24 protein-coding genes are annotated in these 20560 nt (G+C 65.9%); 11 read left to right on the forward strand and 13 right to left on the reverse strand.

Features of this window, described 5'->3' with window-relative positions; all coding sequences use genetic code 11:
- The first annotated feature begins 33 nt into the window (after nt 1-33).
- Nucleotides 34-333 (forward strand): DUF7882 family protein, encoded by a 300-nt coding sequence (locus tag B0I08_RS04975; protein WP_106210437.1) that lies wholly within the window; start codon nt 34-36, stop codon nt 331-333.
- A 45-nt stretch (nt 334-378) separates the two neighbouring features.
- Here the strand turns inward: B0I08_RS04975 and B0I08_RS04980 are convergent, their stop codons facing one another.
- Nucleotides 379-1050 carry a hypothetical protein gene (locus B0I08_RS04980; RefSeq protein ID WP_146134318.1) on the reverse strand — a complete coding sequence of 224 codons (672 nt, stop codon included), beginning with the start codon at nt 1048-1050 and terminating at the stop codon, nt 379-381.
- A gap of 118 nt (nt 1051-1168) precedes the next feature.
- On the opposite strand from B0I08_RS04980, the gene B0I08_RS04985 reads away from it, so the two are divergent.
- Together B0I08_RS04985 and B0I08_RS04990 are read left to right on the forward strand one after the other, a co-directional pair.
- A complete protein-coding gene (locus B0I08_RS04985; protein ID WP_106210441.1) occupies nt 1169-1534 on the forward strand; it encodes a hypothetical protein in 366 nt (121 codons plus the stop codon).
- A gap of 38 nt (nt 1535-1572) precedes the next feature.
- Nucleotides 1573-1863: a DUF1294 domain-containing protein gene (locus B0I08_RS04990; RefSeq protein ID WP_106210443.1), complete on the forward strand. Its 291-nt coding sequence runs from the start codon at nt 1573-1575 to the stop codon at nt 1861-1863.
- Here the strand turns inward: B0I08_RS04990 and B0I08_RS04995 are convergent.
- Nucleotides 1860-2420 (reverse strand): flavodoxin domain-containing protein, encoded by a 561-nt coding sequence (locus B0I08_RS04995; protein WP_106210445.1) that lies wholly within the window; start codon nt 2418-2420, stop codon nt 1860-1862. The two genes, B0I08_RS04990 and B0I08_RS04995, sit on opposite strands and share 4 nt — an antisense overlap.
- A 148-nt stretch (nt 2421-2568) precedes the next feature.
- On the opposite strand from B0I08_RS04995, the gene B0I08_RS05000 reads away from it, so the two are divergent.
- Both B0I08_RS05000 and B0I08_RS05005 read left to right on the forward strand, forming a co-directional pair.
- Nucleotides 2569-3477, forward strand: a complete 909-nt coding sequence (locus B0I08_RS05000; protein WP_106210821.1) for an ABC transporter ATP-binding protein — start codon at nt 2569-2571, stop codon at nt 3475-3477.
- Between the two features lie 16 nt (nt 3478-3493).
- Complete coding sequence (locus B0I08_RS05005; protein WP_106210447.1) at nt 3494-5113, forward strand: ABC transporter permease; 1620 nt, start codon at nt 3494-3496, stop codon at nt 5111-5113.
- Nucleotides 5114-5122: 9 nt separating this feature from the next.
- On the opposite strand, the gene B0I08_RS05010 is transcribed toward B0I08_RS05005, so the two are convergent.
- Nucleotides 5123-6331, reverse strand: a complete 1209-nt coding sequence (locus tag B0I08_RS05010; RefSeq protein ID WP_245884563.1) for a glycosyltransferase — start codon at nt 6329-6331, stop codon at nt 5123-5125.
- Between the two features lie 65 nt (nt 6332-6396).
- The gene (locus tag B0I08_RS05015) at nt 6397-6966 is read right to left on the reverse strand and encodes a hypothetical protein (protein WP_181243228.1); all 570 of its coding nucleotides are present in this window, start codon (nt 6964-6966) and stop codon (nt 6397-6399) included.
- 94 nt (nt 6967-7060) lie between these two features.
- On the opposite strand from B0I08_RS05015, the gene B0I08_RS05020 reads away from it, so the two are divergent.
- The gene (locus B0I08_RS05020) at nt 7061-7561 is read left to right on the forward strand and encodes a 2'-5' RNA ligase family protein (RefSeq protein WP_181243230.1); all 501 of its coding nucleotides are present in this window, start codon (nt 7061-7063) and stop codon (nt 7559-7561) included.
- A gap of 9 nt (nt 7562-7570) precedes the next feature.
- Here B0I08_RS05020 and B0I08_RS05025 read toward each other — a convergent pair whose 3' ends face one another.
- Nucleotides 7571-8356 carry a putative protein N(5)-glutamine methyltransferase gene (locus tag B0I08_RS05025; RefSeq protein ID WP_106210455.1) on the reverse strand — a complete coding sequence of 262 codons (786 nt, stop codon included), beginning with the start codon at nt 8354-8356 and terminating at the stop codon, nt 7571-7573.
- Between the two features lie 117 nt (nt 8357-8473).
- On the opposite strand from B0I08_RS05025, the gene B0I08_RS05030 reads away from it, so the two are divergent.
- Nucleotides 8474-8881, forward strand: a complete 408-nt coding sequence (locus B0I08_RS05030; RefSeq protein WP_106210457.1) for a hypothetical protein — start codon at nt 8474-8476, stop codon at nt 8879-8881.
- A 64-nt stretch (nt 8882-8945) separates the two neighbouring features.
- Here the strand turns inward: B0I08_RS05030 and B0I08_RS05035 are convergent, their stop codons facing one another.
- Together B0I08_RS05035 and B0I08_RS05040 are read right to left on the reverse strand one after the other, a co-directional pair.
- Nucleotides 8946-10952: a bifunctional diguanylate cyclase/phosphodiesterase gene (locus B0I08_RS05035; protein ID WP_106210458.1), complete on the reverse strand. Its 2007-nt coding sequence runs from the start codon at nt 10950-10952 to the stop codon at nt 8946-8948.
- A 129-nt stretch (nt 10953-11081) separates the two neighbouring features.
- Nucleotides 11082-11531, reverse strand: coding sequence for a MarR family winged helix-turn-helix transcriptional regulator (locus tag B0I08_RS05040; RefSeq protein ID WP_106210460.1), 450 nt, complete (start codon nt 11529-11531; stop codon nt 11082-11084).
- A 65-nt stretch (nt 11532-11596) separates the two neighbouring features.
- On the opposite strand from B0I08_RS05040, the gene B0I08_RS05045 reads away from it, so the two are divergent.
- Entirely contained in the window at nt 11597-11965 is a 369-nt protein-coding gene (locus tag B0I08_RS05045) for a VOC family protein (protein WP_106210462.1), read from the forward strand.
- Nucleotides 11966-12018: 53 nt separating this feature from the next.
- On the opposite strand, the gene B0I08_RS05050 is transcribed toward B0I08_RS05045, so the two are convergent.
- The 5 genes from B0I08_RS05050 to B0I08_RS05070 form a co-directional block, all read right to left on the reverse strand.
- On the reverse strand, nt 12019-12435 hold the full coding sequence (locus B0I08_RS05050; protein WP_146134320.1) for a hypothetical protein: 417 nt from the start codon (nt 12433-12435) through the stop codon (nt 12019-12021).
- A gap of 96 nt (nt 12436-12531) precedes the next feature.
- A complete protein-coding gene (locus B0I08_RS05055; protein WP_106210466.1) occupies nt 12532-12795 on the reverse strand; it encodes a hypothetical protein in 264 nt (87 codons plus the stop codon).
- A gap of 88 nt (nt 12796-12883) precedes the next feature.
- A complete protein-coding gene (locus tag B0I08_RS05060; protein WP_106210468.1) occupies nt 12884-13552 on the reverse strand; it encodes a GAP family protein in 669 nt (222 codons plus the stop codon).
- On the reverse strand, nt 13549-14079 hold the full coding sequence (locus B0I08_RS05065; RefSeq protein ID WP_106210470.1) for a TetR/AcrR family transcriptional regulator: 531 nt from the start codon (nt 14077-14079) through the stop codon (nt 13549-13551). Before B0I08_RS05065 ends, B0I08_RS05060 begins: the two co-directional genes overlap by 4 nt.
- A gap of 357 nt (nt 14080-14436) precedes the next feature.
- Nucleotides 14437-15252, reverse strand: coding sequence for a CPBP family intramembrane glutamic endopeptidase (locus B0I08_RS05070; RefSeq protein ID WP_106210472.1), 816 nt, complete (start codon nt 15250-15252; stop codon nt 14437-14439).
- A 411-nt stretch (nt 15253-15663) separates the two neighbouring features.
- Between B0I08_RS05070 and B0I08_RS05075 the strand changes: the two genes are divergently transcribed.
- From B0I08_RS05075 to B0I08_RS05085, 3 genes are all read left to right on the forward strand, one after another.
- Nucleotides 15664-16737, forward strand: coding sequence for a DNA polymerase IV (locus B0I08_RS05075; protein WP_483866720.1), 1074 nt, complete (start codon nt 15664-15666; stop codon nt 16735-16737).
- 82 nt (nt 16738-16819) lie between these two features.
- Nucleotides 16820-17095 (forward strand): type II toxin-antitoxin system TacA family antitoxin, encoded by a 276-nt coding sequence (locus B0I08_RS05080; RefSeq protein ID WP_106210474.1) that lies wholly within the window; start codon nt 16820-16822, stop codon nt 17093-17095.
- A gap of 83 nt (nt 17096-17178) precedes the next feature.
- Nucleotides 17179-17607 (forward strand): GNAT family N-acetyltransferase, encoded by a 429-nt coding sequence (locus B0I08_RS05085; protein WP_342748162.1) that lies wholly within the window; start codon nt 17179-17181, stop codon nt 17605-17607.
- 99 nt (nt 17608-17706) lie between these two features.
- Here the strand turns inward: B0I08_RS05085 and B0I08_RS05090 are convergent, their stop codons facing one another.
- Nucleotides 17707-20535 (reverse strand): metallophosphoesterase, encoded by a 2829-nt coding sequence (locus B0I08_RS05090; protein ID WP_181243234.1) that lies wholly within the window; start codon nt 20533-20535, stop codon nt 17707-17709.
- Nucleotides 20536-20560 lie beyond the last annotated feature (25 nt).

The following is a 20560-nucleotide window of genomic DNA, read 5'->3' on the forward strand; positions in this document are numbered from 1 at the left end:
CGCTGCGCGAACACGAGCGAAAGGAACGGACCACTGGGCACGTTAACGTACGGGGACGCCGGTCGCATCATCGAATTTGACGATCGTGTGCTGACGCACCTCCAGATCGTGCTCAATGCGAAGCTCCGGCGCCACGAGGGCTTCTTTTTTACCTGGGTGGATGCCACGGAATCGGGTAACGGCCGCAGCAGTATCTGGCTGCACACCGGGGTGCCCCTGTTCATCCAGTACTCATCGAGCGAACGCCACGAGATCAACCGGGAGTGGCTCGACCAGCTCACTGCCTCAGCGAACAGTGCTAACGGCCTGTCCCTGTCGACGGAACCTGGATAGGCGACAGACCCCAGATAGCCGACGGAATCCGGATACAGCTCTGCTCTAGGCTCCGTGTTCTTCACGGCCGCGCGGGCGCATAAAGAGCGAGTGGTCGGATTGCGGGTGGGTGGTTGCACGACTACTCGGCGCGGCCGAAACGTACGCGGTGGGGACAGCCGCGCTTGTCGCGATCACGGACCCGGCGGGGACCACGGATCCCGCGGCGATCACCGAGCCGGCGGGGACCACTGAGCCGGCAGGGACCACCGTGCCGGGTGCTGAGAGGGGCGTCGGGGGCGTGCCAGCGGCGGCCTGCGGATTAGCCCCCGAACCGGCACGGCGCCGGGCAGCACTATCGAAGGCGCGGAGGGCAATGGCGACGATGGCACTGATGATTCCCCCGGCGAAGCCGGCCGGGCTCAGGCTGGTCGCCGTCTGCATGTAGATGAAGAAGTCCGGCGTCGTGCAGATGCCGTTGCCATCGCAGCTGCTGCTCGAGCTTCCCGAGTAGAGCGACTGCGTTGCGAACGCGGAGAGCTGTATCGACCCGGCGATCAGCACCACCGCAATCACCCAGAGCGCGATCTCCCACCCATTGAGTTTCAAGCGTCGCACGCGGGTGAGGATGGAATCGTCGTCGCCGTCGGCCCACTCCGACGGGCCTGTGCTGGGCTGCTCGACCTCGACAACGGGGTACCCGGTGGGCATCTGGCCTGACGCGTTGTGTGTGTACACCGATCACTTCTTCCATACGAAGACTTCTCAAGTTGTTCAGAACGTCCAGTATTGCGCCAGAAGCGCCAGCGGGGTGAGTGAGCCCGCAAATAATGCGGATCGTTTATCGTTGGGTCTGATGATTACGAGACGAGAAGCGGCGCTGCGACTGGACATTCCCCTCGAGATGGCGCATCGCCACGACATCCCGACCCGCCAGACGGAAGCCGAATTCGCGCTCTTTCTGGAGAACCCACCCGCCTGGCTGGAGCAATCGCGGGCGAACCGCACCGGCAAACGGCCGGTCTGGGTGCAGCTGACCTGCGAGATCTGCGGTGTCACCGAGGCGGCGCGCCCAAAGAAGTGGTGGCCGGAGTTCACCTACCTCAGCTGCGAGGAGCACGGCGCGGACGAGCTTCCTGCGGTCGCGGAGGGAATGGTCCGGGGCGAGTTCGACGGCATTGGCAGCCGTTTCATCGGCATCGTCGACCGGCCCGCGGAGTAACGGATGTTTGGTAGTTGCGGGCTGACCGGCGCCCGCGCATGATGCTTGCACTCACCCTGGCCGGGCTGTACCTCGGAATGAGCGTGGTCACCTTCGCCGTGTACGCGCACGACAAGTCGGCGGCTCGACAGCGTCGCAGGCGGGTGCCCGAAGCGACCCTGCACCTGCTCGACCTGGCCTGCGGCTGGCCCGGGGGACTCACCGCCCAACGGGTGCTGCGCCACAAGACACGCAAGACCCGGTTTCTCGTGGACTTCTGGGTAACGGTCGTCGTGAACCTCGCGGCGGTTGCCTGTGGCGTCTGGCTCCTCGGCCCGTGGGACGCCTAGGCGGGAACGGCGCCCGCCGCGCTCGACGCTCCGGCAACGGCCGCGCCCCACTGGGTCGCCCGTGCCTCTTCGCCAACGCGTAATGCTCCGGAGTTCTCCACGACGAAGCTTTCGGGTCGAGCGATCCGGGTCATTCGTCGCTTGTGGAGCGCTTTGTCGATCTGTGCGGCGGCGGACCCCGGGAAGTGGCTCATCAGGCCGGTTCTCGTGTCAAACGTCGCGTACCGATTCTGCGACGCCGGCACGTTCTCCAACCATTCCTTCACCCCGGTCTCGGGGGCACCATTGTCCAGCTCGAGGTCCTTCTTCGGATCCTCCGTCCACTCCACCGCCTGTTTGCGGGATGCCGCCGTCGGCATCGTGAGAGCGTGGGTCGGCGCACCGACAATGATGAGATCTGCACCGGCAACGCTCGCGGAGGCCTGATCGGCCAACGGAACCACGGTCACCTCGGAGTGGGTCCTGGCTCCCTCGGCAATTGCTTCTGCAATCTTCCGGGTCGCGCCAAACATCGATTCATACAGCACCACGGTTTTCACGGTGCCTCCCTTCGCCATGTTCAGCGTCCCTCGCTACGGGGATCCAAATCAGTGCCATTAGTCCCGGTCTGGCTGTTGCGCACCGGCTGGTGAGCCGCTGCCGCACGGAGTAACGTCGGCGCGTGCCTGGCTATCCACCGTCCCGAAAGGACCAGCCGTGAGTGCAATTTCTGCCGTCGGTTCACACGCGATCGAAGTTCGGTCGCTTCAGAAAAGCTTTGGGACACATCCCGCGCTGCGCGATCTCAATCTTTCCGTCGAGGTGGGCGAGGTGCACGGCTTCCTCGGACCGAACGGGGCGGGCAAGTCGACCACGATCCGCATCCTGCTGGGTCTCATTCACGCGGACTCCGGATCGGCGCGCGTTCTGGCGCGCGACCCGTGGGCGCAGGCGGTGGACGCCCACCGTCGACTGGCCTATGTTCCCGGGGATGTCAGCCTGTGGCCCACCCTGACCGGCGGTGAAGTGATCGACCTGCTCACCCGTATGCGTGGCGGAGCTGACCCCGCACTTCGAACGCGGCTGCTCGATGACTTTGAGCTTGACCCGCGCAAAAAATGCCGGGCGTACTCGCGCGGCAACCGGCAGAAGGTGGCGCTCGTCGCCGCACTGGCGCGCCCGAGCGAGCTGTATATCTTCGACGAGCCAACGGCCGGACTCGACCCGGTGATGGAGTCGGTGTTCCGTGCCCACGTGGAGCGCGTTCGTGCCGAGGGCTCCACCGTGCTGCTCTCGAGCCACATCCTCAGCGAGGTGGAGAAGACCTGTGACCGCGTCACCATCATCCGCGCGGGGGTAACGGTCGAGACGGGCAGCCTCGCCGAGATGCGCCACCTCACCCGCACGACGTTCACCGTGGTTGGGGGCGTCACGGTGCACGACGTGGCGGCCCTGCCCGGCGTGCACAACGCGGTCGCGGAGGGCAATGGAGTGCAGTTCGACGTCGACACCGAACATCTGACCGCGCTGCTTGCGCGCCTCGCCGAGCGGCCGGTGCTCGGATTGACCGTGGCGCCCCCATCCCTGGAGGCGCTGTTTCTTCGCCACTACAGCGGCGCCGAGGCGGAACGATGAGCGCCGAGGCGCAGCGATGAGCCCGGTGGTGCAGCTCTGGCGGGTGCTGCTGCGACATGATCGCTGGCAGCTCGCGATGTGGATCGGCGGTATCACCGCGCTCGCCGGCGTCTCCGCGGCAGCCGTGCTCGCGGAGTTCTCGGGTGAGGCCGAGCGCAGTGCCCTGATCGCGGTTGCGGTGTCGAACCCCGCTTTCCTTTTTCTGCGGGGAACGCCGGACGGGACATCCGTCGGTGCCCTGTTCTTTTTTCAGGGCTTCACCTTCATCTCAGTCCTGGCCGGGCTGATGTCGACGTTTATGGTGGTGCGCAATACCCGCGCAGAAGAGGACTCCGGACGCGCCGAGTTGATCGCCGCCCTCCCGTTGCCGCGCCAGGCGCCGCTGGTGGCCGCGGTGTCGCTCGTCGTGCTGGCAAATCTGCTGCTCGCTGTGACGATCGCGATTGTGCTGATGGTGGTGGGGTTGGATGCCGCGGGGTCGCTGTTCACCGGCCTCGCCACCGCCGGCGTGGGCATCGTCTTCACGGGCGTCGCAGCACTGGCCGCCCTTGCGATGCCGTCGTCGCGCGGGGCAAACGGCGTTGCGGCATCCCTCGTCGGTGGCGCCTACCTGCTGCGGGGTATCGGCGACGCTCTCGGCACGCCGTCGGCCACCCTCACCTCCGTCGAGCCAGCGTGGCTCTCCTGGCTGTCGCCGATCGGGTGGGCCCAGCGGGTCAGCCCCTTCGGCGAGGTCACGGCGCTTCCGCTGCTCCTGCACCTCGCCACAGCGGGCATCCTGATCGGCGGGGCACTTGTCCTCGCGGGGCAGCGGGACATCGGTTCGTCGGTGCTGCAGGAGCGCTCGGGCGCGGCGCGGGCTTCCGCGGTGCGGAGTACGTCACTGGGCGCCGCCTGGGTCTACCAGCTCCCCGCTCTGATCGGCTGGGCCGTGGGCACGGCGGTGCTTGCGGCTCTCGTCGGGGTGCTCGCTCCCACCGTGGCATCCGCTCTCTCGGATAATCCCGCGCTGCTGGCCATCCTCAACCAGGTCATGCCGGGCTCGCAGACAGACATGGTGGATGTGTTCGCCACGGCGATCCTCGGAATCTGCGGGATCCTCGTCGCCGCGGCCGGCATCCAGGCGGTGCTGCGTCTGCGGGCGGAGGAACTGACCGGTCGGGCGGAGCTGCAGCTGGCCGCTCCGCTCTCCCGCGCGCGGTGGTTGGTGCAGCACGTCGTCGTCGCCGCCGCGACGATCGGGGTGATTGTGGTCGCAGCGGGTCTCGCGGCTGGGTTTGCGTTTGTGCTGATGGGGGAGGGGTGGGAGCGGGTTCCGTCGTCACTCTCGGCGATGCTTGCGCAGATTCCGGCGGCGCTCACCCTTGCCGCGGCGGCAGCCCTCGCCTTTGCGCTGGTTCCGCGTTTCACCGTCGCCCTCGGCTGGGGTGCTCTGCTGCTGGCGGTTGTGCTCGGACAATTCGGCGACCTACTGCAACTCCCGGAGTGGGTGCAGGACATCAGTCCCTTTCGGCACACCTCGGCGATGCCGCTGGAGTCCTTCGATCCGCTGCCCGCGGTTGTCATGGTCGGGGTCGCGCTCGCCGGATTTCTCCTCGCTGCTGCGTTCATCGAACGCCGGGACATCGTTACGTGAGCTGGATCGTTACGTGAGCTGGAAGGCGGGCCGCGCAAGCGAGTTGTACACGGCTATCAGTCCCTGTGCCGATCGTGGCCAGTTGAACAGCTCCGCTCGCTGCCGCGCCGCGTGAGAGAGGCGCCGGCTGAGCTCGTCGCTGGTCAGCACCGCCGAGATCGCCTCCGCCCAGACCGCTGGGTCGCGCGAGTCGAGCACGATGCCGGTGTTCTGGTTGTCGATGGCTTCACGCAGTCCGCCGGCCGCCGCGGCGATCACCGGAACACCGCTGGCGGCGCCCTCCAGTGCGACAAGCCCGAAGGTCTCGGAGTGCGACGGCACGAGAACCAGCCGTGCATCGCGAAGCAGCGCAGCGAGTTTCTCCCGGGACTGCGGGCCAACGAAGCGCACCGAGTCCTGAATGCCGTGGGCCGCCGCGCGCGCCATCAACTCGTCTGTGTACCCGGCGAAGTCGCTCGAGGCATCGCCCGCGATCACCAGGTCTGGGCGGATCCCGGCTGGCACCGCAGCGATCGCGTCGATAGCGAGGTCGAGACCCTTCAACGGCTGCAGCCGGGCCGCCACAACCGCGTACCCGCGCCCGACGGTGCGGGGCGATGTGGGGTGGAAGAGCTGACCGTCGACCCCCGGAGGAACGATGAACACACGATCGGGCGCAGCACCGAGGCGCTCGATGACGGTCGCAGCCTCCGCCCGGCTGATCGCGATGACGGCATCCGATTCGCGGGCGAGCCACGCTTCTCCGGCCATCCGACCGGCGGACTCCGCCCGTTCCCCCTCCGACAAGGGGGAGGAATCGTCTGCGGCGATGCTGTGGAAACTCTGCACGTGGGGGATGCCGGTGGCGCGGGCCAGCGGCAGTGCCGCCATTCCCGAGAACCAGTGGTGCGAGTGCATGATGTCGAAGCGATCGAGTCGGCCGATGGCATCCCGGAACTCCTCGATGAAGTCCTCGTGAGTGCCCTTCGCTACCGGCTCGGCGGGGCCGGCGCGCAAAAACCGCAGCGTCACCCCCGGGGCGAGCTGCATGCTCTCCGGCAGCTCGGGGGCCGATCGGCGGGTCAGGATCTGCACGGTGTGCCCAGCGGCGGCGAGGGCTTCGGCCTGGTGACGCACCACCACGTTCATCCCGCCGGCGTCGCCCGAGCCCGGCTCTGCCCCCGGTGACGTGTGGAGACAGACGAGGGCGATGGTGAGGGATGTCGGGAGCGCAGGCACTACGAGATCTTAACCCAGCGGGCCCGGCGAGGGACGTGCGCTCAGGCTGACCAGTGGCTCAGAGTTCAGCGGCGCCGGCGCTCGTGATCGAGAACCAGACCCGCGAGGTCAATGTAGACGAACTCCTGCAGGCGTCCCGCGCGCTGGCGGGCGTAGCCGGCATCGAGGGGCTCGGGCAGCTGGGCGGTTAACCGGGTAATCCAGGCGTCGCCGATCTCGTCCCACGCGTTCTGGCGGGCAGACTCCACCAACTCCACGATCCGGGCATCGTCCTCACCCACCGCACGCAGCGCGACGGCCAGGTGCGTGTGCACCTGCTCCAGGGTCTCCAGCCGTTGGGCCTCTGCTGGACCAAAGTCGGGTTCCGAAAGGGCCGGAGGTGCAACCGGCGCACGCATCGCGGTGCGGAAGCGACTCGCGTGCCCCTCGTTCTCCGCCACGAGCAGGGCGATTTGACCCCGCGCAACCTCGGCGTAGTTCTCCGCGTCGTAGGGGTCGAGGTTGCGAAGCACGCCCAGGATGATCTGGTTTTTCACGGCCATCCGCACCGCGGTCAGGGCGATGAGGAGGCCTTCCTCCACGGTTCGTTCGACCGAGAGAAAGCGGATCGGTCCGGACGGCGGAAGCTTGCCCACGTTGTGGCGGCGAATCCTGCCTCTCACAAGCTCACCCCCAACCTTCGGTACCCCAGCGAGCACATACCATTTTAGGTCCGATTACACTCGGCGCATGCCTCGCCTTGTTGTTGTCATGCCGCTCGAACCCTTGAACACCGGGGACAGTTTCGCCGTCGACGACTGGCCATTGCACATCACCGTGGTGGCGCCGTTTCTCTCCGACGCCGAACCGTCGGACGTGGGCGGAATCATCGCGGGCGCGGCATCCCGCCAGCAATCTTTTACCGTTTTTGCCGGGGAGGACGCCCTGTTCGGACGCCGGGAGAACATTCCGGTGACGGTCATCGTCGAGTCCGCGCCGCTAGCCCGGTTGCAGCGCACCCTCGTCGATGCGGTGCGCACCGTGGCCGCGGTGCCGGATGAGCCAGCGTTCACCGGCACGCGCTTCCGGGCCCATGTCACGATGAAGCGGGGCCGGCGGGTGCAGCAGGATGCCGCGCTGCACCTCACGCAGATCGCCCTCGTAGATATGGCGCCGCGGGCCAACCCCGGCGGGCGATCGGTGCTCGCGACCGTCGACCTGCTCCCGATCGCCGAGCTGCGCGATGCCTGACCGAACGCGTCAGGCCCCGTGCCGCGGGCGAGTCGTGCCGATCACGGCGGTCGCGTCCAGGTCGTCCGCGTGCGCGATTCGGGGCACCAGACCTGAGCGCCTGAAGAACCGGGCGACAACCGGAGCCTGAGCGGCGCTCGCCTCGACGAGTAGCGTCCCGCCCGCCCGCAGCCAGTTGGGGGCGTCGGCGGCAACCCGGCGGAGCACGTCGAGCCCGTCGTCCCCGCCGTCGAGCGTGCCGAGCGGTTCGTGCAGTCGCGCCTCAGGCGGCAGGGTACCGATCACTCCGGACGGAACGTAGGGCGCGTTGCACAGCATGACGTCGACCGCCCCGCGGAGTGACCGTGGCAGCGCTGCGAACAGGTCGCCTTCGAAGACCTGCCCCGAGACCGAAGCAAGGTTGCGCCGGGCGCATTGAGTTGCCGCGGGCTGGATGTCCGCGGCATACAGCTCCACGTTGTCGACGGCGGAGGCGACGGCCCGTCCGAGCGCGCCGCAGCCACAGCACAGGTCGAGGACCACCGAGCCCGGCGAGGTGATCGCGGCGGCTTCGCGCACGATCAGCTCGCTCCGGCGGCGGGGAACAAAAACTCCTGGCTCAACCGAGAGCCGTAGCCCGTAAAACTCGACCCACCCCAGAATCTGTTCGAGCGGATACCCGGCGACCCGACGCTCGACCATGCGCGCGAGCTCGGCGGCGGAGGGCGCCGCGGCGACGAGTAGCTGCGCTTCCTCCTCTGCGAAGACGCAGCCGGCGGATCGCAGTGCGGTGACGACTTCTTCGAGCGCGAACACAAGGCACGATCGTAGTCCCGAACTCCGGAGCTAAACAGGCGGATCACCCCATTGCTGAGACAAATCACCGGGTCTACAGTGCAATCATTCGGCCCTGATCAGACAGGAAACCCCGTGATGACAATCGAAACTTCCCGGCCAGGCGGCGTCACATTCGTCGCGTCGCTGTGCGCCGTATTCGGGATCCTCGAGCTCGTGGCGGGGGTGATCTGGCTCATCGTCCTGCCCGACTTGGTCGAAGAGGGCTCAGCCGGCAGCGCCTACGTGGGGTGGTCCGCTGCCATCCTTATCGCCCTGGGAATCGCATACCTTCTCGTCAGTCGCGGACTCTACCGGGGGAGTGACTTCGCACGGTTCGTGGTCGCGCTGGTGAGCGTGCTGCACGTGGTCAATGGACTCTGGCTCGCGTTCACCGGACAGCTCATTGGCGGCCTCGTTGTGATCGCGATCGCCATCTTCATCTGCTCGCTGCTCTGGACAGGACGCGGCGCCGAGTTTTTCGCGCGAAAGACGCTGAGTCAATAAAAGACGCTGAGTCAGTAAAAAGACGCTGAGTCAGTAGCGAACCGCGGGTGGCGGAATCTGGCGACTAGCGCGAAGCCTGATCCCGTCCCAGCTGCTTGGCACGGTACATCGCCCCGTCGGCCCCTCGGAGCAGCTGGTCAGCCGTCGACGCGACATCCGCATCGGCAATTCCGACGGACGCCGAGACGGTCAGCAACAGGCCGTCCAGCGCGATCGGTTGGCGCAGTGATTCGATAACTCGCCGCGCAAGCGACCCGGCGTCATCGGTGCTCGTGTTTTCGCACAGGATGACAAACTCGTCACCGCCCAGCCGCGCGACGGTGTCGCCGGCACGCGTGCTGTCGAGAATCCTTCGCGCGGTCTCGAGGAGCACCTGGTCGCCAGCGTCGTGCCCGTACGTGTCGTTGATGAGCTTGAACGAATCGAGGTCGATGAACAGCAGCGAAGTGGCGCCCGACCGGGTCGGCGACTGGAGCGCTTGCGCGAGCCGATCCATCAGCAGCCGACGGTTCGGAAGTCCGGTGAGGGCGTCGCTCATTGCGAGCGCGGCGAGTTTCGCCTCCGCATGACGCACGAGGGCTCCCGCAAGATCGCGACTGAGTTCTTCTGCCTCATGCTCCAGCCCGTCCCACGGCGCGCTTTTGCCCGACACGCTCTGCGTCCAGGAGGAGAACGAGGTCCGTGGCGACAGGGGAGTGACGCGGTTGTCGCGGGTCTGTGCGCCAAGCCATTTCACGGTTTCGGTGATCTCCGGCCGGAACCAGGCGATGAAGTCGCCGCTGCCGGGAAGAGGAACGAACAGCAGGCCCGTCACGCCGGGAAGTTGCGTGGCAAGCTCCGGATACTGGCCGGGCAGCGACTCGGTGACGTAGCTCTGGGCGTCGTCACGCTGCAGCCCCCAGCCCGCCAGGTGGGCGATCCCGTCCTCGGGCGGCACAACTCCCACCGTGGTTATGGAACCGGCGAGGCTCAGAACTGCGCCGTTGGCCGGGATGAGGTTCAACACGGTGAGTTCGCCGGAGAAGAGTGCAGCGGCGAAGTCTGCGGCGTCTGTCGAGTCGCGAACACCCGACTGGCCGACGAGATTCGCCCGGATATTGCGGACGCGCACCTGGGCCTTCAACCGGTCGATTTCGTCCATCGAATTCAACTGCAGCGCAATCTGGTTCGCGAGCACTTCAAGGCCCTGACGCAGGAGGTAGGGCACGCGATGCGGCGTCCGGTGTGCGAGGGTCACCATCCCGATGAGCTGGCCATCGCGCACCAGGGAAAGGGACACCGTCGAGGCCTGGCCCATGTTGCGCATGAATTCGAGATGGTGCGGCGAGACACTCCGAAGCTCCGCCGAGCTCAGATCGAGGGACTGCGGTGTCGCCCTGCCCGCGGGAGCGGGGAGGGAGAGCAGGGCCGAGGTAGGACCGGAGCTGTCGGCTATCTGCCGCGAAAGCTTGGTCAGATACAGCTGGCGCGCTTGCTCGGGAATGTCGGATGCCGGGAAGTGCAAGCCGAGGTAGGGCTCCATACCCTCCGCAAGTTCTTCTGCGACGATCTCGCCGTGCCCGTCCGGGTGAAACGAATAGATCGTGACACGCTCGAAGAGAGTCAGTTCCTGGAGCTCGCGCGCCGCGGCCGTCCACAGCGCGGCGTGGCTCCGCGCCTGCGCGAGCCGGTGCACCGCACCGTAGACCGCCACCGCAGACTGGGCCGACTGGCTCGTGGCGTCGCCCGGTACCGGTTCGAACTCGACGATCACCAGAGGACCACCGCGGTGCACGATCACCTCGAATTGCCGGTCGCCGATGGTCAGCAACAGCGGATTCGCGGCGGTCGAGGTTCGCGCCACCGCTGCGAAGTTGGCGGCTATCCACTCGTCGCCCGTGACCGCGCGCAAGGAGTTGCCGAGCAGGAACTCGTGGTGGATCCCGAGGATCGCTTCGCAGTTGTCCGAGGCGACCGTGATCTCCATGGTGCCCGCATCAACCGCGAGCAGCGCTCCGTGGGGCTGGATGGTCCCGGGCGCCCGAATCGGTTCCTGAATGCACCTGACTAGTCGTAGTTGCTCATCCTGCATCGCGCCCGATCCTTTTGGGATACCTCCATTGAACGGATACCTATTAGGGAAGGTATACCAGCCGTGCGACGTTCGCCGACATTGTGCGGTTGCATGGCGGATGATCCGTCCCGAATCCGTCGAGGCGCATCACCCGTCATCGCGCAACGACTGGATCATGCTCCGCAGGGCCCTGAATGCATCCGACCGCTCGGCCTCAGTCATGCCGCCAAGCATCCTGACCTCGACCGATCGGACCGCGATGGTCGCCTTCGCCAGGCTCCGTCGCCCGCGTGGCGTCAGTCGCGTTGGAAGAACTTTCCCGACCGGCGCTTGCTCTGGCCGAACGACGTAGCCGTCTCGCTCCAGGGTCTGAAGCAACACGTTCATCGACTGTCGGGTCACGAACGCTCCCCGCGCGAGTTCGGAGTTGGACATCCCCGGACGTTGAGCGAGTAGTTCGAGACAGGAGTAGTGCGTCACGGTCATCCCCAGTGGCCGCAGCACCTCTTCCATGGCTGCGCGGAGCGCACTGGACGCCTCCTTCAGCAGGTAGCCGAGCGACGTGTCCAGGTCGATACCGATGTCGTGTTGACTCATGTCAGTAGTCTGACATAGGGTGACCTGTGTCAGAAAGCTGACACGTAAAAGTTAGGAAGACTTCCATGCCCGCAACAGGCCCCGACTTCATCTCCCTGCAATCTCGTGACCTCGCCGTCTCGCAGGCGTTCTACGAGCGCTACCTCGGACTGGTCCGCTCCAAGGCTGGCCCTCCCCATGCCGTCGTCTTCGAGACGACGCCGATTGCATTCGCTCTCCGCGACATCGTTCCCGGCACCGATCTGGGTTCCGTCGTGCAGCCCGGTATCGGGGCGGCGATCTGGCTTCACGCGACCGATGTCCAAGCCATTCACGACGCCCTCGTCGCAGACGGCCACACAATCGTCACCGCGCCGATCGACGGCCCGTTCGGCCGCACTTTCGCGTTCGCCGACCCCGACGGCTACCAGATCACTCTTCACGACAGAGCCTGACGCGTCTCACACGCTACGAACGGTTGCCGTGATTCAGCCGTTTTCGGCGGCGCTCAGCAGGTGCTCCTGACAGCATCCGCCAGCGTAGTCAGCGACGTACCGAGGGCCCGGACGGCTGTGCGGACGTCAGTGATGGCTACCGCCGACGGCGAAGTAGTGGCCGCGTCGACGCTGGAACTGACCGAGTCGGCTGCATCCTCGACGGCAGCGACCTCGGTGGCGTACTCGTCCTTGGCGTCTTCCTTGACTTGGCGCAGGTCGGTCTGCACCTGCGTGAGGTTGTCCTGCAGCTCCGCCAGTACGCCCTGCTCGAGGTCGACGGCCGTCACGTCAGCGACGGACGCCTCGAGCGAGCTGACCGAAGAGCAAACTGCAGGCGTCTCGACTGCAGTTGGTTCGTCCTGCGAGCATCCCGCGGTGATCAGGAGAACACCGGCGGCTAAAAGCACTGTAGAAACCCGACTCATCATGTCATCGACGGTACTGGCGCTGCCACACAGGCAACATCGTTCATATCAGGTGATCCAGGGGTGCCGCACGGTCACGTCGCGCCCAGTGACAGGCACTTACGTGCGCGGGCGGCGGCGCTCAACGAGCGCGAGGGTGAGAGCGAATGCGACGAGTGCAAGTCCGACGAAGGCAATCGCCACTGATCCAGTTCCCCAAACAGCGACCCAGACGGGGGCCGGCCCTGTGAAACTGCCCTCGACGTCCTCGTCGAGGTTGTACTGAATCGCGGACGCCACTGTTGCGGCCGCAAAGAGCGCCGCTCCGACGACCGCCAGGATGATTCCTGCAATCCCCGCCTTCCGGGCAGATGTTCTCTGCATCGGCTTCCTTCCCGATCGTTAGAGATCATCTTGCCCGGCCGGATCGCCCTGTGAATGCGTTGTATTCAAAGCTCCTTTAGCGCGACGGTCAGCGCAGCGCCCAGAAGGGCAGTGAGGCGACAAGGGCGCCGAGCAGGATCAGTGCGACCGCTGCCACCGGCGATGCTGCGACGTCGCCGGTGCCGAGGCGCCTGGTGATGCGGGAGAGCAGCGCGTGCGTCCGCCGGCGGGCGAGGACGCCGACGGCGAGGAGCACGAGGCAGGGAAAGCAGTAGATCACGGCGTACCCGGCGAGGATGAGAAGTCCTTCCCCGGGGGTGACCTGGGCGTCGAGAAGGCGTTCAATCGCGATGAAGTACGGGAAAGCGTTGGGTAAGTCTGCGCCCGTGAGCAGTGCGCCGAACGGGAGCGCCGTCCACGGGGTGAACCAGGTGGGCAGCGCGATCGGGGCGCGGGGTCGGGTGCGGAACCGGCGGACGCCGGACAGGATCAGCACAAGGCCGGCGGCCGCGAAGGCGACGTAACGGATGCCTTGCACGATGCCATCGACAGCCCCGGTAGCTGCGCCCGCGCCGAGAAACAGGGCGGCGCCGGCGCCGAACACCGTGAGCGCTGCACCGAGCACAGTCACCAACGCCGTCAGACCAGGGCGCCCCGGGGCGGCGAGGAGAATCAGTGTCACTGCGACGATCGTGGCCGGGTTGAACGCGTCCAGCGCTGCGAGCCCGGCGATAGCGAGCAGAAGCGGCCCGCTCACGGCCCGTCCCGTCCCGGACGGCGCACGAGTACATCAAGGAGGGCATCGAGCTCGGCCTCCGTGGGGGCCAGTTCGATGCCGGCGATGACGTTCGCGGCGAGTCCGTCACCGACAAGACGGATCACTCGAGCGCGGGTCGCGTCTCCCGTCTCGTCCTGGATCATCGACTCCCACCGCGCGATCGCTTCCCGCGATGCGGCAGCCACGTCGTCGCCGGGCGTCTCAACCGCGCTATGCGCGATCGCCAGTGCCCGGAACAACGCCACATCTTCACCGGTCGGCACTGAGATTCGCAACCAGGTCTCCGCCGCTCGGCCCTCCGCCGACGCCGTGACCATTGCGGCGTCGATCTCCTCAAGAGCGACCAGGGCCAATCCCTGCACGAGCGCCGCCCGTGAGGGGAAGTGATGCACCAGGCCGCCCTTCGACACCCCGGCCGTGCTCGCGGTCTCGTTCAGCGACGGGACAACTCCGCGCTCGAGTGTGAGTTGTCGCGCCGCGTCGAGGATGAGTGCTCTGCGGTCCATGAAAACACTGTACCGGAAAACAGACCGACCGGTCGGTTTTTATCGCAGGGGGTGGAAGCGGAGCCCCGTTATACGGAGCGTGTGGCGAGCTCGCGTGGCGTCTCGTCGGCGTGGGCTCGGCCCTGTGCATCACCACGAGTGAAGATGAGGAGCACGACCGCACAGATCGTGTAGGCGACGGTGCCAACGACTGCGACCAAGTTGGACGTGTTGAAGGTGGCGTGGGTGCGATCGCGGTTGCGGTTGGCTTAGTCATGCGTAGGACCTTGCGAGAAGTGGGGTCGTTTACGTCACTGGGTTACCGTCGGACTCCCGCGCGCGTCACTACAGGCGGTCCCATGCAATCGCGAGAGAGGTTCAGTTTTGGGCGCCGGGCACCGTCGGGTCGATGACGGTGCGTTCGTTGGCGCCGCGAATGACGAATGCGACGGCGATCAAAGCGACGATGAAAGCGGGTATCTGGACGAGGACGCTGAGACCGCTGAGCGCGTTCGCTTGGCCGTGTCCGGAGGCGAAGGTGGAAAAATCCCAGAGGGCGTGCAGGACCATAGCCCAAATCAGTGTCCCGGTCACGCGGCGGAGGATGTAGAACACCGTCCCAGCTAGAAACGCAAACACGATCTGTTGCACCGTGGGACCGATCGGTTGGCCGAGGAACGCATTCACCAGGTGCAGGAGGCCGAACAATGCGGAGGTTATAAACCAGACCCACCCCTCACCGAGCCTGCTTCGAAGAGCGGTGAGTAAGAGCCCGCGGGTGGTCATCTCCTCGGTGAACCCGACCAATAACAGCACCAGCGATGCCGCGAAGAATGCTCCGTCGTAAGCGGACCAGTCGGTGCCTGCGAGGTTGAACACCAGCGCGACCGTCATAAGGATCGGGGCGATGATCGGCCAGCGGACACCGCTGCGGCGGCGTTCATAGAGTGCTGGCCGCCACCAGCCGAGCAGGCTCGTCGTTATCACCAGCAGGACCGTGCCGATGATCAGTGCGATGTCGGCGCCGCGGAAGAGGGTGCCGGCGGTGTCGCCGATGTCGTCGTAGTCGACGCCCGAGAGCCGTTCGACGATGGTGAACACGGCGACGTAGCCGACGTAGATCGCCAGACCGATCCACACGGCAGGTCGCACCCTGTAGTTCGTTCCGGTGTGCTGGTCGTGGATTTGCGTCATGATGCTCCTTAGCTCAGTCGAAGATCACCACGAAGGTGAACGGGCGTCGGCCTCGTCAACGACGCACGCATGATGGAATTTCACAGTTTTCGGCACCTTCTCCGATGAGAGGCGTTGCTGATTCAGGGCTGCTCTTCGCCCCGGTGGGTAGCTTCAGACTGCGCTCACGGCGGACCTTGGTCCGAGCCGCAAAATCCGCGCAGCCCATGGGTGATGCAGATCACCGGTTGGCCCGGAAGTGGCGAGAAGGTCACATCCTGTCGGAGCCACCGGGCCTGTCGAGGTCGAAATTAGCCGCTGAGAATAATTTGCAAAACCCCTGAAGTTTGACTCGGAAAAATGATACCCGGGGTCAACCAAGCCACACCGAGACCCGATGCGTTCAGCGTTGTGTTGCGGCACACTGGTGGCGTGAGCGGAATCCGGTGGGTGCTGCACGTTGATCTCGACCAGTTCATCGCGGCGGTCGAAGTGCTCCGGCGGCCGGAGCTGGCGGGGAGGCCGATCATCATCGGTGGTCGGGGCGACCCCACGGAACGCGCGGTGGTGTCGACCGCATCGTATGAAGCCAGGGCGTTTGGGGTGGGTTCCGGAATGCCTCTCCGTATTGCGGCCCGGAAGGTGCCCGACGCTGTGATTCTGCCCGTCGATCAGGACGCATACCTCGCCGCGTCGGAAACGGTAATGGCTACCCTCCGCGAGCGGCCTGGCGCCACCGTGCAGGTGCTGGGTTGGGACGAAGCATTTGTCGGCGTTGAGACAGAGAATCCCGAAGCCTACGCCCGGCAGGTGCACGACGCCGTCTTGGAACGAACCGGGCTGCACTGCAGCGTGGGCATTGGCGATACCTTGGTGCGCGCGAAGGTCGCCACCGGTTTCGCCAAGCCGGCCGGCGTTTTTCGTCTCACTGCGGATAATTGGCTTGACGTGATGGGCAGTTGCCCCACCAGGGATCTCTGGGGCGTGGGATCCAAAGTGTCGGGCCGATTGGCAAAACTTGGCATCAACACGGTTGCTGAGCTCGCCGCGTCCGACCCAGTTGGCCTGGTCCCAGAGTTCGGCCCCAAAATGGGTCCGTGGTATGTGGAGCTCGGACGCGGGGACGGCACCAGCGTCGTGGACGACACCCCGTGGGTTGCCCGAGGGCACAGCCGCGAGACTACCTTCCAGCGCGACCTGACCGACCCCGCCGAGGTGGAGGCGGCGGTGAGGAACCTGACCGCGCAGGTGCTGGCGGATGTCCTGGCCGAGGGGCGACCCGTTGTTGGGCTGACTCTGAAAATTCGTTACTCGCCATTCGTCACTACGACCCGCGCGAGGAAGATGCCCGCCACGTCCGACGGGAGCGAAGTCCTCGCTCGGGCTCTGGACCTCGCAGCGGAGATCGAAGAGGGCCGTCCGATTCGACTCCTGGGCTTGCGGGCGGAAATGGCGATGCCCGACGACTCGCGGAAGGGCCACACGCCGATCCGCGGCGGCTGGTGACGCAGTCGATCCTCTGGCGCCGGCGGGCAGATGGCACAACTCGTCCGTAGTTTCGTACGGAAGCTTGCCGTACACTGGGTCTATGGCCACTCCGATCAAAAGCGAACGTCTCGAATTGCGACTCACATCCGATCAGAAGCGCGACATCGAGCAAGCCGCCGCCATTTCAGGGCGCTCAGTGACCGACTTTTCCGTCTCCCTGCTCGTGGAAGAGTCGGGAGAGGTTATCCGCCAAGAACGAGAACTGAAAGTGTCCAAGCAGGCTTGGGACGCGTTCAATCAGATCCTGGATGAACCCGCTAAGCCCTTATCCGGACTAGCCGACCTTCTACGCCGTCCTTCGGTCTTCAGCGATTGACTTCGCTCTCTCGCCCGCGGCCCATTAGCGCGGGTGACAGCTTTGCAACGTTCACGTGCGGCGAGAATGCGTTGGACGAGTGGGTGCGCTCGCGGGCGCTCAAGAACGAGAAGACCGGCGCTTCGCGCACATTCGTGAGCGTGGATTCTGACTCGGGACTAGTCGCGGGCTATTACTGCCTGTCCGCGAGTTCTCTCGCTCGCGATGACGCGACGTCGAACCTCCGCCGCAATATGCCCGACCCGATCCCGGTGATCCTTATTGGTCGGTTGGCAGTGGACAAGCGTTTCGCCGGCTTGGGCCTTGGAGTTTCGTTGCTTCAGGAGGCGATTCGCAAGGGCGTGGAAGCTTCGCGCATCGTCGGTGCGAGGGCACTCGTTGTGCACGCGATAAGCGAAAGCGCAGAGAGGTTCTATTTCAAGTTCGGTTTCACCCCGGTGCCTGAAAGCGCTCGGGTGATGTTCATGACGATGGCCGACGCCGAGGCGACCATAGCCGATATGACCCTTTAGATACTTCGCAGCATCACGGTTTCCTCGCCTGCATGACAAAGCGGGGACGTGCCGGGTTGCTGAGCAACCCGGCACGTCCCCGCTTTCGCGCGTGGTGCGTCAGCTCGCGCGACTGGCCCGACGTGCCTGGCGTGCGCGCAGCACGCCGCCGACAACCAGGGCGCCCAGCGCGACGATCAGCGACCCGATGACCGAGACGCCCGTGACCGCCAACGCAGCCGGCGTCCCGGCGGCGGCCGACGAGCTGATCGGCGTGCCCTCGCCGTCGAGCGCCGGGCCCGAGCCGGGGGTTGCGGGGTCGGCGGGGGTGCCCGGGGTTCCGTCGGCCGCGGCCGCCTCGGCGGTCACCCGCTGCCAGCCCAGCACGGCGCCCGTGGCCGAGTAGACCGCGATACGGTACTCGCCCGCAGCGAGGCTCGTCGGTGTGGTCACTCGCATGGTGGAATCCGCCGCGATCGTCGCCGTTCCAAGCGCCGTCGGCGCGGAGAAGGCGAAGACGTAGCCGGTCTCTCCCTCGTGCCCGGCCGGGACCGAGATCGTCAGCTCATCGCCCGCAACAAACGGGTTCGGCGTGACGTCGATCGTGCCCTCGAGCGCCGGCGTCAGGTCGTCCTCGGTCGGCGTCCAGGCGGTGCTCTCGCCGATCACGACGACCGCTTCGAGCGCGCGTCCGTCACGGCTGCCGATGGACTGGACGAACGAGAGGTCGTACGCCCCCGAGCCGGCCAGCGGGGTGGTCAGCTCGACCGTCCAGATGCCTGCGGCCGAGACATCCGTCTTGCCCAGAAGCACGCCGTCCTGCTCGACGCGGACTGAGGCGCCCGCGAATCCCTTGCCGCTGAACGACGCGACCTCCGCGTCGGGAGCGAGCACGCTGCCGAGGTCGCTGGTCACGGCGAAGTTGGCACCGGCCGCGTCGATGTCGACGCGGTTGTAAAGAAACTCGCTCGAGGCGAGAGCGTGGTCGACAATGCGAGTCTCGCCGACACAGCCGTTCCAGCCGTGCTCGACCTCGGAGTTCCAGGTCGACGCGCCGATGATCCACGGCATGAAGTCCGAGGCCATCATTCCGCCGACGCTCGACGCGTTACGCAGAACCGCGACACCGTCGACGTACATGATCGCCGTGTCCGCGACCGGGTTGTTGACGATGGCCACGTGGTGCCAGGCGCTCTGCATGATCTCGCCCGACCAGAGGGTGTAGCTCTCGCCGGTGTCCGAGGTCGCCGCCGAGTACTGGTACTCGCGGAGGTTGGAGATTCCGAGCCAGGAGACGCCGGCGCCTGAGTCAGACGTGTCGTTGATGCCGGCCCACTCGCGCGACCCGCCACGGGTCAGCGCGGCGCTCCAGCGGTTGGCGGTCTCGGTCCAGTTCGCGTCGAGCTGCAGGAACGTCTCGACGGTGTAGCCGTCGGCTGCGTTCAGGTCGGCGAACGTCGCGGGGGCGCCGTATTCGGTCGTGATGTACGACATGCGGTCGAGCCCCGTGGCATTGCGGGTCGCGTCGGTGAAGCAGACCGCGCCCACGTCGGCGGAGTAATGTGCCACGTTCTCATGGGTCACGTTGACGTCTTCGAGCTCGTCGGGCTGGTCGGTCGTGTCGATGGCGTTGCGGTACATCGGGCTGTCGCCCGCAACGTCGGGGATCACCGTCGTCTCGTCGACAACACCCTCCTCGACCGCCCCAAAGCGCCAGTGCGCCACGGTTCCGTCGACCTTCACGTAGTCGTTCGATGCCCCGGCGGCGACGCGCACGTCTCCGGCCCCGTTACCAACCCAGCCCTTGGAAACGATCTCCTTGGCCTTCTCCGACAGGTCTCCGTTGTCTTCCTGCGTCGTATCTGTGGTCCAGCCGAAGCGGCCGTCGAAGTCGAAGGCGAAACTGAACGACTGGTTCGGTCCAGTGAGTACCGGCGTGTCCGAGGAGGCGAGCGAGTCGGCGTCTTTGACGGTCACCCACGGAGACACCGATTCGACATCGATCTTCTGGTTGGTGAGGTCGAATTCGAACAGCGTCATGATGCCGTTCCCACCGTCGGCGGACATCTGGTAGTCCGTCAGGATCTGGTGCACGGGGTTACCGAAGTCGTTCGTCAGCGTGCGCTGCGTCGAACCGTGGAAGTGGCCGTTGACCGTGAGCATGATCTGGTCGTTCTTGCGGATGAGCTGGTCCCAGAGGACGTCGCCCCACCACCACGACGCCGGCGAGGCCTGGTCTTCTGCGATGTTGATGATCGCGTGAGACGAAAGTACGACGGGCACGTTCTTGTGCTCGTTCAGGATGCCCTGGGCCCAGGCGAACGTGTCGTCTGACGCATTCCACGCGATAGCCAGCGACATCCAGGTATGGCCCTCAGCCTCGAAAAGATAGGCGGAGGAAAGCCCGTCCTGGAACGTGCCGAGCAGGGTACTGCCGGTCGCGGTCGCCTGCGCCGCCATCGCGGAGGCACCGAACTTCGCACGGTAGTTGGCCGAGATTCCGGTCGATGAGCGGGCATTCATGTCGGAGACATCATGGTTGCCGGGGATCACCGAGTAGGGAACGCCACCGGCGGTGAGCATGTCCATGGCCTTGTCGGCCGCTTCCCACTCGCCCGCGACGCCCTGCTGGTCGACGACGTCGCCGACGTGCACGGCAAACGGCATGTTCAGTTCGTCCTGGTGCTCGACGATCCACTTGGTCTGCACCTCGAACGGGTTGGTGCCGTACTTCGGGTAGAACTGCGATGCGCTATAGCGCGAGTAGAACTGCGTGTCGGGAATGACCGGCAGGGTGAAGCTCGAGCCCTGTTCCGGCGCGGGCGTGGGTTCCACCGGCTCGGCAGAGGCGACGCTCATGCCGGCCGTCGCGAGACCGACCGCGACCGCGGCGCAGACTGACGCGGCCAACGCTCGACGCAGGGTGCGTCGGGGGGTGTGCGATTTCATTGAGTTTCCTTGGGGGAGGGTGCTG

Source organism: Glaciihabitans tibetensis (assembly GCF_003003265.1).
Taxonomy (GTDB): domain Bacteria; phylum Actinomycetota; class Actinomycetes; order Actinomycetales; family Microbacteriaceae; genus Glaciihabitans; species Glaciihabitans tibetensis.

Bases quoted from the DNA above. Each gene is read 5' to 3' on its own strand.
- B0I08_RS05035 (WP_106210458.1), bottom strand. From the start codon at position 10,952: ATGCAGGATGAGCAACTACGACTAGTCAGGTGCATTCAGGAACCGATT.
- B0I08_RS04995 (WP_106210445.1), bottom strand. From the start codon at position 2,420: ATGGCGAAGGGAGGCACCGTGAAAACCGTGGTGCTGTATGAATCGATG.
- B0I08_RS05055 (WP_106210466.1), bottom strand. From the start codon at position 12,795: ATGCAGAGAACATCTGCCCGGAAGGCGGGGATTGCAGGAATCATCCTG.
- B0I08_RS05050 (WP_146134320.1), bottom strand. From the start codon at position 12,435: ATGATGAGTCGGGTTTCTACAGTGCTTTTAGCCGCCGGTGTTCTCCTG.
- B0I08_RS05080 (WP_106210474.1), top strand. From the start codon at position 16,820: ATGGCCACTCCGATCAAAAGCGAACGTCTCGAATTGCGACTCACATCC.
- B0I08_RS04990 (WP_106210443.1), top strand. From the start codon at position 1,573: ATGATGCTTGCACTCACCCTGGCCGGGCTGTACCTCGGAATGAGCGTG.
- B0I08_RS05065 (WP_106210470.1), bottom strand. From the start codon at position 14,079: ATGGACCGCAGAGCACTCATCCTCGACGCGGCGCGACAACTCACACTC.
- B0I08_RS05045 (WP_106210462.1), top strand. From the start codon at position 11,597: ATGCCCGCAACAGGCCCCGACTTCATCTCCCTGCAATCTCGTGACCTC.
- B0I08_RS05030 (WP_106210457.1), top strand. From the start codon at position 8,474: ATGACAATCGAAACTTCCCGGCCAGGCGGCGTCACATTCGTCGCGTCG.
- B0I08_RS04985 (WP_106210441.1), top strand. From the start codon at position 1,169: ATGATTACGAGACGAGAAGCGGCGCTGCGACTGGACATTCCCCTCGAG.
- B0I08_RS05020 (WP_181243230.1), top strand. From the start codon at position 7,061: ATGCCTCGCCTTGTTGTTGTCATGCCGCTCGAACCCTTGAACACCGGG.
- B0I08_RS05070 (WP_106210472.1), bottom strand. From the start codon at position 15,252: ATGACGCAAATCCACGACCAGCACACCGGAACGAACTACAGGGTGCGA.
- B0I08_RS05005 (WP_106210447.1), top strand. From the start codon at position 3,494: ATGAGCCCGGTGGTGCAGCTCTGGCGGGTGCTGCTGCGACATGATCGC.
- B0I08_RS05040 (WP_106210460.1), bottom strand. From the start codon at position 11,531: ATGAGTCAACACGACATCGGTATCGACCTGGACACGTCGCTCGGCTAC.
- B0I08_RS05090 (WP_181243234.1), bottom strand. From the start codon at position 20,535: ATGAAATCGCACACCCCCCGACGCACCCTGCGTCGAGCGTTGGCCGCG.